Raw genomic sequence first — 9,439 nt, 5'->3', positions numbered from 1 at the left:
CCGGTCGCCCGGTGCCGGCGCAGCTGCTCGACCTCCTGGAAGGAACCCGGGTCCACCAGCAGCTCGATCCGCTCCCGGGCCGTCAGCTTGCCCTTGGCGTGCTGTGCCTGGGTGGCCTTCTCGCTGGGGCCCGCGACGGCCCGCGCACGAATCTCGTGCAGCTCGGCGACCCGCCCGCGCGCGTCCGTCGGCTCGGTGCTCGGCACGTCCGTCGGCTCACCCGTCGTCTCTTCCAAAACGGTCATGTAGTGACCTTACGAAGGACACCAAGGAAAGCGAGCCGTCGACTCCGTACAGTCTCCGGCCCGTTTTACTGGTACCACTGAACAGAACCACCACGGGATGCAGCCGTTCCGACTGCTCAGGGGCCATGCCCGTTGTAGGTTGGCCACAAAGCCGTCACCGCAGGGCCACCACACATTCGTGCGTGGCGCATGCCATCCCCGGAGTGACACGGACCCTCAAACGGCGGTCCGCCGAAAGGACCTCGACGGAGTCGTCCGCCCGCAGCACCGCACGCACCGGATGATCCCAGACGATCTCCAGCGGCTCGCCGGTGCGCGGCGGCTCGCCGACACAGAGCCTAGCCGTCCGCCCCCGACGCCGGACCAGCACGCTCGCCCCCGCGGAGGCGGCCAGCGGCCCGGCAGCGGCGCCCTGCCAGAAGTTGGCGGCGACCAGCCCGAGGGAGGGCACGGCGACCGCCTGCCGGCGGGCGTCGTTGGCGAGCACCGACAGCCAGTGCCGGTCGGCGGCGCGGGCGGTGACCTGATGGCGGGAGGCGCCGGGCAGGAGGAGGTAGACGTACGTGGCGTTACTCGGATCGATGCCGTGGTCCAGCCAGAGGGTCTGCCAGCGCCGGGTGCGCCGCTCCGTCGTACTGGTGGTGTTGATGTCGGACCAGGCGCCGGTGCGGTCCTCGCGCAGACTGCGCAGGGCGGGCACGGCGGGCAGGCCGCGGCCCCCGTGCGGCAGGATCCAGCCGCCGTGGCCGTCCAGGTGCGCCCATCCCGGCCCGCGTACGAAGGCCTGCGTGCCGCCCTCCCCCAGATTCCGGTTGTCCACGACCGTCTCGACCGGGACACCGTCGGCGCAGGTGATACCGGCGCCGAGGCAGATCACCGCGTCCGGGACGAAGTACCAGGACTTGCGGGCCTCCAGCGTGGAGTCGAGGCCCTTCACATGCTGGCCGACCGCCGCGTACTCACCGTCCGTCGTGCCGCCGACCCAGCGCACGTCCGGCTTCGGCGCGCCCCATTCACCACCGGCGCGGTCGGCGAGGGGCTTGGTGGAGACGGTGGTGCCGGGCAGCCGGTACCAGTTCACGGTGGGCCAGAACCAGTCCGTGTACTGGCCGTCGTGCTGCCCGCTCCGGCCGGCGGCCCACCAGCAGAGCATCCCGGCGCCCGTGTGCCAGCCGCGCGGGTTCTCACCGTTGCCGCACTCGTAGGAGGCGATGCGGTCACTGGACATGGAGAGGGCCGCGACGAAGCCGGGACGCCGGTGCACGGCTCGGTCCATGGCGGCGAAGAGACGGTGCCCGGTGGGCTCGGGCGCGGCGGCCACCGGGGCCGCGGCGACGGCGTGCAGCCGGGCCAGGTCGGCGACGTCGAGCTGGGGAGCCGTCAGGACGGGGTATTCGGTGTCCCGTTCGATCCACCCCTTGACAAGGCCGTGCCACCGCTCCCGCTCCCCCTCGCTCGCGGCGCCCGCCAGCAGCGCCAGGGAGGCGATGAGCAGTTGCCCGTGGAAGTGGTCGCTGCGCATGACGTGCAGGTCGTCGCTCTTCAGGTAACCCCGGCTTATGGCTCGCCCGTTGACGCAGTCCATCACCAACCCGTCATGGATGAGGGGCGCGTAGGCGTGCTCGACGCTGTCGAGGACGTTCTGCCGCTGCGGATCCGTGACCGCCCACTGCGACCCGGCGAGCAGCGTGAGCAGCCGCCCGAGCCCGTCGAGCATGACCTGCCCGTACGTCCCCGAGTACGCGACCCAGGTGTGCTGGACGAACGAGCCGTCGGCGTACAGCCCGTCGCCCGTCGTGACGTACGGGAAGACCGGCGAGAGCGCGTCCCGGGCGAGCGCGATCCGGTCGGCGGTCCGGCCGAGGATGCCGCGCAGGGCGACACTGCGGCACAGGTCGACGCGGTTGGCGCCGGTGGAGGTGCCGGAGTAGTCGGTGAGCATCGTGTCCGGGACGAAGTGGTCGACGGCGGCGCAGGCTGTCGCGACCCGGGCGGCGCCGAGGCGGTCGTACAGGGCGGCCGTGATGTCCATGAGGAGGCGGGGGCTGCCGATCTGCCACTCCCACCAGTTGCCGTAGCGGGTGGTGGCGGGGTTGTAGACGGTCGCGGAGAGATGGTCGAGGCCGCGCAGCACGTCCGCGAGGAGGCTTGCGTCGCCGGTGGACCCGGTGCCGTCCTGGACGTACGCCTGGGTCATCGTCCAGAGGCGGCTGTAGCTCTGGGTGATGCCGGCGGGCGGGTCGAAGGGATACCCGGGCCAGAGGGAGGTGGCGGTCGGGGCCATGGAGGCCCGTAAGGAACGGGCGAGTTCACCGGTCCGGGCGAGGCGGGCGGCGTAGGGCTGGGCGGCGGGGTCGTATCCCTCACCCAGGGCGATGCCGAGCCAGCGGCGGCGGAGGGCTTCGTAAGGGGCGCTTGGTTCACCCGCATCACTGGGATCACCCATGGCGCGGGCCGTTCCGGGAGTAGTGGCGAGGGCCGTCGCGGCGAGGGCGGCGGAGAGGAAGGTGCGACGCGTGGAAGTCATGCCCATGCCGTCTACCACCGCGCCTTTCCGTGGGGAACCGGGTGACACACGGTAATTCCGGCGACACGCCCACCGATGATGTTGAATATTGAACGGAATAGGTCTACCGTCGTTCGTGTTGACCTCGTTGAACATTCAACATCAGTTCGCCCGTTCCACCCCGTCCCCCAAAGGAGCACGTCATGGGCATCTTCGGCCGTAAGGACACCGCCGAGACCACCACTCCGGCCGCCGCCGCGCCGGCTGCCGTGAACCCCGACCTGGCCGCGCTGACCGGCGAGTACACGATCGACCCGGCCCACACCACGATCGGCTTCGTGGCCCGCCACGCCATGGTCACCAACGTCAAGGGCAGCTTCCTCGACTTCAGCGGCACGCTGCACCTGGATGGCTCCGACCCGTCGAAGTCCACCGCCTCCCTCGACGTCAAGATGGACAGCATCAACACCGGCAACGCCGACCGCGACGGTCACCTGAAGTCCTCGGACTTCTTCAAGACCGACGAGTTCCCCACCATGACCTTCCGCTCCACCAAGGCGGAGGCCCTCGGCGGCGACGACTACCGCATCACCGGCGACCTCTCCGTCCTGGGCGTCACCAAGCCCCTCACCATCGACCTCGAGTTCAACGGCGCCGCGAAGGACCCCTTCGGCAACGAGCGCGTCGGCTTTGAAGGCAAGGCCGAGATCCTGCGCTCCGAGTGGGGCCTGACCTGGAACGCGGCGCTGGAGACCGGCGGCGTCCTCGTCTCCGACAAGATCAAGCTCAACTTCGACATCTCGGCGATCAAGAACGCCTGAGCCCACGCCCGCCCTTTTCAGGTGACCGTGGGGGCCGCTCGCTTCTTTGCAGTGTCGTGCCTCCACGGCCCGCCTCAAGGGCGCTGCGTTCCGCTTCGCTGCACTCCGCGTCGCCTACGGCGATCGGCCTACGGCCGACCCTTGACCCGGACCGCTCCAGCACGGGGAAGAAGCGAGCGAGCGGCCCGGAAAGCCGGGGGCCCGGGCAGGCCACCCCTTACGTGAGCTGGGCTGCGGGCCGGGGTCGGGGGCGCGATCGCGCCTCGCCGGCACGCCGGGAGCGCTTAGCGGCTTGCGGGTGGTGGGGCGTGCGCGACACCGGCAGTCTCGACTCCGGGAGCGCACCGGACATAAACGGCATACAGGGCACAATCGGTGGGCACTTCGAGTGAGTGGAAGATATGTGTCATGGGTGGGTGGCGAAACCGCAGGTCACATTGCTTGCTGGTGAGCCATATCTTCCACTCACGGTCAGACACCCCCTCCGGCTCACCCCTCACCGCCCAGGCACGGTGATCGGCAGATCCGTCCCACCGGCCGGAGGTCCATCCGAGGGTGGCGGAGGGACGACATGGAACGCATCTGCCAACCACCACTCCCACACCCAATTTGCCGGGATTGTGGGATGCCGCCGGTGCCGCCCTGTGGGTCACCACCCGCCCGGCCGCGCACGCCCCACCACCCGCGAGCCGCAAAGCGCTCCCGGCGCGCAGCCCAGCCACCCACCCACTCAGCGATCGACGCCGATCCCACCCGGCGTGCCGGCGAGGCGCGGGCGCGTCCCCGAACGCCGGGCGGCAGCTCAGTGGGGAGAAGGGGCTGCCCACCCGGGCCCCGCTTTCCCCGGGCTGCCCGCTCGCTTCTTCCCCGTGATTCCGGGGGCCGAGTCAAGGGTCGGCCGTAGGCCGATCGCCGTAGGCGACGCGGAGTGCAGCGAAGCGGAACGGAGCGCCCTTTACTCGGGTCCCGGAATCACGACACTGACAAAGAAGCGGGCGGCCCCACGGTCACTTGCGAACTCCGCCCACACCAGCTTGCCGGGGTTCCGTTCAGCCACCCCCCACTTGTCGGCGAGCGCCGCCACCAGCAGCAGACCCCGGCCGTGTTCCGACTCCGGGCACTGGTCCGGGACTTGGACCTCGCCCCCTCCGCTGTCGTGGAGTTCGACCCGCAGGACGCCGTCGGGATGCCGCGTCAGGCGGAGCGCGAAGCCACGGCCCGGTGGGACGCCGTGGAGCAGCGCGTTGGTGGCCAGTTCGCTCACACAGAGCAGCACGTCGTCCGTGCGCTCCGTGATCCCCCAGTCCTCCAGCGTCGTACGCGCGAAGTGCCTTGCCAGGCGTACGGATCTGCGGTCGCGGCGGTAGTACGCCTTGCGGGTGTGGGGGTGTTGGAGTTGCGCGTTCATGACGCCAGTGTCACCGTCCGTCACTAAAGTGGACCAATGGGTGAAGTCGTAGTGCTGATTACTACGACTCCACTACGAGGACTTCGGGCAGCGACGGGGGAATGGGTCCGGCATGCACGTGGCGAAGAAGCCCAAGAAGGTCGGTTCGTGGCAGGCCGTCGGGGCCGTGCTGGCACACTGCCGTAGGCAATCTCGTTACACGCAGGAGCAGTTCGCCGAGTTGGCGAGCGTCCACGTGGATACGGTGAGGTCGATCGAGCAGGGGAGGCTGGCGCTCCAGCCTGACCGGGCCGAGCAGTTCGACGAGCTGCTCGGAACTGGTGGGGTGTTGGCCGTGTTGGTTGCCAAACTGCCGGTTCGGGAGCGGATCGTGCAGTTCGCCCAGGGGCTCGTGGATCACGAGCAGGAAGCAGTGAGCATCCTGTCGTACGAGACACAGGTGATCCCCGGACTGTTACAGACGAAGGAATACTGCCGTGCCGTATTCGAGTACCGGTACCCGGCAATCGAGAGCGAAACGGCCGAGCAGTGGGTGAACGCCCGCATGGAACGCCAGTTGGTGTGGCGCCGGGAGCGACCGCCCGTAGGCCACTTCATCCTGGAAGAGAGCGTCCTGCGACGAGAGGTCGGCGGGTCGGAGGTGATGCGGGAGCAGATCCGCCAGGTCCTGGAGTACACCGCACCCGTCCACATGAGCTTCCAGGTCATGCCCACCGACAGGACACCGCACGCCGGCCTGGACGGCCCCATGGTGCTGTTGGAGACACCCGAGCACGATCGCCTGGTCTATCTGGAGGTGCAGCGCGCAGGCTTCCTCGTCGATGATCCCAATGAGGTCAGCGACTATCACCACAAGTATGGAATGCTGCGGTCACAGGCCCTCTCCCCCGACGAGAGCGTGCGCCTCCTGAACGGACTGCTAGGAGTGTCATGATTGCCGCAGCGCCGCAGCAGAGCCCCTCTGACGTCCTGGTGTGGTTCAAGTCCAGCTACAGCGGCAGCGAGGGTGGCAATTGCCTGGAAGTGGCCACCACCCCCACCACCATCCACATCCGCGACTCCAAAATCCCCACCGGCCCCACCCTCGCCCTCTCCCCCGCCACCTGGAGTGAGTTCCTTGACGGCATCCCCTCCTGAAGGGACCGAATGGGTCTTCCTCGTCTCGTGCAGCAAGGCGCCGGGACAGCCCCACCCCATGCACGTCCTCTTGGGTTGACTGCGAGAACGCGGCATCGACTGGATGCCTTTCGCATCGGAAGAGCTTCGGTGCGACCTCTTCTGCATGCGGATGACTGATGGGGACCCGTACGGCCGGGTCAGTCTCTCCGTCAGTGCTCGGGCCCTGTGGCGGCTCGGGCTGCATCCGGATCAGCCGACGGCTGTGGCGAACGGGGCGTCTCCGCCGGCGTGGTGGCATGCGTCCGGGGAGCGGTATGCGGGCCGGTATTGGCGGTAGCCGGGCGTCGTTTTGGTACCGGTAGCAGCCACCAGGCCGACGCCACAGACAAGGCCGCGCCCACGACGATGCCCTCCAGCCGGGTGGGCAGCAAGCTGCTCGCGTCCTGGCCGAAGTAGCCGAGGAGCAGGGCGAGGGCGGTGGTCATGCCGGCTGCCCAGTAGGCGTAGTTGAGCGGGCGCAGCCACAACGCGACTGCCAGGACGGTGAACATCAGGGCCACCGAGGTCCGGCCCGTCGCGCCGGCCGCCGCCACGCCGGTCGCCAGCAGTGTGCCCGCGCTCGCGCCGATGAGCCGCTCGATTCCCTTGCGCAGTACGTCCGTTCGGCCGCGATTGCCGCTGGCGGCGACGTATGCGGTGAGCACCAGCCACGGCCAGTGGTGGTCGAAGAGGAGCCGCCCCAGCAGGAAGGCCGCGGCTACGGCGGCCGCCATCTGTAGGGCCATGCGGGTGCTGGGGCGGGGGTGGAGGCGGGACGCGCGGCGGGGTGCGGTCACCTCGGCTTCGGCGGGCCAGGGTCCGTATCGGTCGGCCAGTGCCTGTACGAGCCATACGCAGGCGCAGGCCAGCGTCCCGATCAGCGCCGACCACGCCCAGTTCACCAGAGCGCCCTGGGACTCGGGCGGCAGCGCCGGGCCCGGGACGACGAGGAGGGCGACGAGCGGGAGGGTCAGGAGGGTGCCGACCTTGGTGGCGGTCGGGCCATAGCGGCGGATCCAGATGGCCAGGGAGATCCCGGCGGTGTAGGCGGCCGCGCCGACGGCGTAGTGCGTGGCGATGAGGCGGCCGAGCAGCTGGGCCACGGCCGCCGTCGCGGGGAGCAGGAGCAGCGCGGTGACGCGGCGGCGCGTGTTCGCGGTGCGCTGGGTGGAGGACAGGGTCAGGGTCAGGGCGACCGCGAGGACGAGCACGTCGGTGTGCAGTCCGGCGGTGCTCTCCAGCCAGAGCGCGGCGCTCCAGCAGAGCAGGACGGCGGTCATCGTCAAGGCCGCTTCGTACGCGTTGCGTATTAATTTGGCGGTCACAGACGCAGGATAGCGGCGATTACACCTGAGAAGTAGTAAGTAAATGCGTAGGATCTATCGGCATGGACCATCTCCCCGAAGCCGCCCGTCTCCGCCGCGGCATCGTCCGTCTGAACCGCCGCCTCCGGCAGGAACGCGGTGACGGCAGCCTCAGCGCCAACCAGCTCATCGTGCTCGGGTATCTGCACCGGCACGGGCCGGCCACGCCCGGGGCCATCGCGGCGGCGGAGCGGCAGCGGCCGCAGTCGCTGACCCGGGTTTTCGCCGAGCTGGAGGAGGACGGGCTGATCGTGCGGGAAGCGAGCCGCGTCGACCGGCGTCAGTCGGTGCTGACGCTCACCGCTGAGGGGCGCCGGGTTCTGGAGCGGGACATGGCCGAACGTGACGCCTGGCTGGCCGGGGCGCTGGCGTCACTCAGCGAGACGGAGCGGGGAGTGCTGATGCTGGCGGGTGCGCTGATGGAACGGCTGGGGCAAGCACCGGAAGCGGCCCCTCAGGAACCACCCTCTGAACCCACCCTCTGAACCCACCCTCTGAACCCACCCTCAGAACCCACCACTGAAGTCCCCTCCCCCACCTCCCCCACCGTCCCCGAACCCCCCACCATCCCCGAACCCGCCCCCGAAGTCCCCCGGATCGAAGTCCGCCCCGGACACGTCCCCACCCTCGTAGCCACCCCCGAAGTCTCCGCTCCCGAAGCCGCCCCCGAAATCCCCGTACCCGGCCCCATAGTCGGCCGCGTACGCCGGGCCCGCCATGATGCCGCCGAGGGCCGTGCCGATCAGCAGGCCGGGCAGGATGCCGCCGCCGAAGTAGCCGCCTGCCCAGGGGCCGTAGGCGGGGCCCGCGTCCCAGTAGGGGCGGCGGCCGTGGTCGGTGTCGACCTCGCGGACGACGGGGTCGCGGCCGTCGGCGAGGCGGGTGGCGTCGGCCGCGCAGACCGGGACCTCGCGGGGGGCGCCGCCGGGCGGGGTCCAGGTGGCGTCGGTGACGGAGGGGCCGTGGCGGGGGTCGAAGAAGCAGGGTGGGCGGCGTTCGGGCAGGGGGCGGCCCTCGCGGCGGGCGGCGAGCTGGGCGAGGGAGAAGCGGCCGTCCTCCAGGGCCTGGGTGACGGAGCGCACGTCCTCGGGTTTGCGGGCGTCGGCCATGTACTGCTTGGCGTTCTCGTAGGCGTTCAGGGCCCGCTCGTAGTCCGCGCGCATGGCGTCGTCGGCGCCGGCCTCCGCCGGGTGGAAGTCGAGGCGGTCCAGTTCCTCGCCGAAAGCGGTGATGTCCTCGTCCACGACGACCCGCAGGCGGTCCAGGGCGGCCCGCTGTTCCTCGGCGTGGCGGCGGCGGTTGCGGCGGGTGACCGTGTACACGCCCGCACCGGCGGCCACCACGACGGCCGCCGTGGCGATCAGGGCGGTGGTGGAGACTCCGGTGGCCCCGCCGGAGGAGGTGCCCCATGACGCGGGGGCCTTGCCGCCCATGTTGGCCAGGGCGCGGTCGGTGAAGTCGGTCAGCTGGGTCTTGGCGTTCTCGCCCTGGACGCTGGTGACCAGGTTGCGTACGGCCGTTCGGGGCAGGACGGAGGAGTCGGCGCGGGCGTCGAAGCGGTCGCCGAGGCGGATGGCGTACAGGCCGGTGACGCCGGTGGCGGTGCGCAGGTCGGTGAAGAGGTCGCGGGTGGGGTAGCCGGCCGGGAGTACCGCGATGAACAGGGGTTTGCCGGCGCTCTCGATCTGCCTGGCGAGTGCGCCGGCGTCCGGGGCCGACAGCTGGGCGGAGGCCGCGGGGTCGACGTAGACGGGGCTCTTGCGAAGGGCCTCGGCGATCTTCGAGACGCTGGCCGTGGCCGTGGCCGTCGAGACGCTCGTGGCGGCCGTGGCCTGTGGCGCGAGCACGGTCATGATCGCGAATGCCAGGGCCAGCAGCAGCCCTGGGAGGCTTCGGGTACGTACGCCCTTCATGGTTCGAAGCTACCCGAAGCCTCC

The 9,439-nt window shown here is 70.3% G+C and carries 9 protein-coding genes; 4 read left to right on the top strand and 5 right to left on the bottom strand.

The features are described 5' to 3' along the window. Together ACFY01_RS44885 and ACFY01_RS44880 are read right to left on the bottom strand one after the other, a co-directional pair. Nucleotides 1-245: carboxyl transferase domain-containing protein (locus tag ACFY01_RS44885; RefSeq protein WP_390741560.1), on the bottom strand; the 245-nt coding region annotated here is incomplete at its 3' end. A gap of 154 nt (nucleotides 246-399) precedes the next feature. Continuing rightward, on the bottom strand, nucleotides 400-2,778 hold the full coding sequence (locus ACFY01_RS44880; RefSeq protein WP_390741559.1) for a polysaccharide lyase 8 family protein: 2,379 nt from the start codon (nucleotides 2,776-2,778) through the stop codon (nucleotides 400-402). A 176-nt stretch (nucleotides 2,779-2,954) separates the two neighbouring features. Here ACFY01_RS44880 and ACFY01_RS44875 point away from each other — a divergent pair, with 176 nt between their 5' ends. Continuing rightward, nucleotides 2,955-3,572, top strand: a complete 618-nt coding sequence (locus ACFY01_RS44875; protein WP_390741558.1) for a YceI family protein — start codon at nucleotides 2,955-2,957, stop codon at nucleotides 3,570-3,572. Between the two features lie 955 nt (nucleotides 3,573-4,527). Here the strand turns inward: ACFY01_RS44875 and ACFY01_RS44870 are convergent. Beyond that, nucleotides 4,528-4,980, bottom strand: coding sequence for an ATP-binding protein (locus tag ACFY01_RS44870; protein WP_390741557.1), 453 nt, complete (start codon nucleotides 4,978-4,980; stop codon nucleotides 4,528-4,530). Nucleotides 4,981-5,092: 112 nt separating this feature from the next. Between ACFY01_RS44870 and ACFY01_RS44865 the strand changes: the two genes are divergently transcribed. Beyond that, the gene (locus ACFY01_RS44865; protein WP_390741556.1) at nucleotides 5,093-5,914 is read left to right on the top strand and encodes a helix-turn-helix domain-containing protein; all 822 of its coding nucleotides are present in this window, start codon (nucleotides 5,093-5,095) and stop codon (nucleotides 5,912-5,914) included. Next, entirely contained in the window at nucleotides 5,911-6,117 is a 207-nt protein-coding gene (locus tag ACFY01_RS44860) for a DUF397 domain-containing protein (RefSeq protein ID WP_390741555.1), read from the top strand. Before ACFY01_RS44865 ends, ACFY01_RS44860 begins: the two co-directional genes overlap by 4 nt. Before the next feature lie 191 nt (nucleotides 6,118-6,308). Here ACFY01_RS44860 and ACFY01_RS44855 read toward each other — a convergent pair whose 3' ends face one another. After that, on the bottom strand, nucleotides 6,309-7,463 hold the full coding sequence (locus tag ACFY01_RS44855; protein WP_390741554.1) for an FUSC family protein: 1,155 nt from the start codon (nucleotides 7,461-7,463) through the stop codon (nucleotides 6,309-6,311). A gap of 62 nt (nucleotides 7,464-7,525) precedes the next feature. Between ACFY01_RS44855 and ACFY01_RS44850 the strand changes: the two genes are divergently transcribed. Further along, complete coding sequence (locus tag ACFY01_RS44850; protein WP_390741553.1) at nucleotides 7,526-7,987, top strand: MarR family winged helix-turn-helix transcriptional regulator; 462 nt, start codon at nucleotides 7,526-7,528, stop codon at nucleotides 7,985-7,987. A 21-nt stretch (nucleotides 7,988-8,008) separates the two neighbouring features. Here ACFY01_RS44850 and ACFY01_RS44845 read toward each other — a convergent pair whose 3' ends face one another. Next, entirely contained in the window at nucleotides 8,009-9,415 is a 1,407-nt protein-coding gene (locus ACFY01_RS44845) for a hypothetical protein (RefSeq protein WP_390741552.1), read from the bottom strand. Nucleotides 9,416-9,439: the final 24 nt, after the last annotated feature.

Origin of the sequence: Streptomyces sp. NPDC001480 (assembly GCF_042894725.1) — a bacterium.
Taxonomy (GTDB): Bacteria; Actinomycetota; Actinomycetes; order Streptomycetales; family Streptomycetaceae; genus Streptomyces.
The sequence above is the reverse complement of the archived record's forward strand: the minus strand, read 5'-3'. Positions and strand labels throughout refer to the sequence as shown.

Coding starts and splice junctions, on each gene's coding strand:
- ACFY01_RS44880 (WP_390741559.1), bottom strand. CDS start 2,778: ATGGGCATGACTTCCACGCGTCGCACCTTCCTCTCCGCCGCCCTCGCC.
- ACFY01_RS44875 (WP_390741558.1), top strand. CDS start 2,955: ATGGGCATCTTCGGCCGTAAGGACACCGCCGAGACCACCACTCCGGCC.
- ACFY01_RS44870 (WP_390741557.1), bottom strand. CDS start 4,980: ATGAACGCGCAACTCCAACACCCCCACACCCGCAAGGCGTACTACCGC.
- ACFY01_RS44865 (WP_390741556.1), top strand. CDS start 5,093: ATGCACGTGGCGAAGAAGCCCAAGAAGGTCGGTTCGTGGCAGGCCGTC.
- ACFY01_RS44860 (WP_390741555.1), top strand. CDS start 5,911: ATGATTGCCGCAGCGCCGCAGCAGAGCCCCTCTGACGTCCTGGTGTGG.
- ACFY01_RS44850 (WP_390741553.1), top strand. CDS start 7,526: ATGGACCATCTCCCCGAAGCCGCCCGTCTCCGCCGCGGCATCGTCCGT.
- ACFY01_RS44845 (WP_390741552.1), bottom strand. CDS start 9,415: ATGAAGGGCGTACGTACCCGAAGCCTCCCAGGGCTGCTGCTGGCCCTG.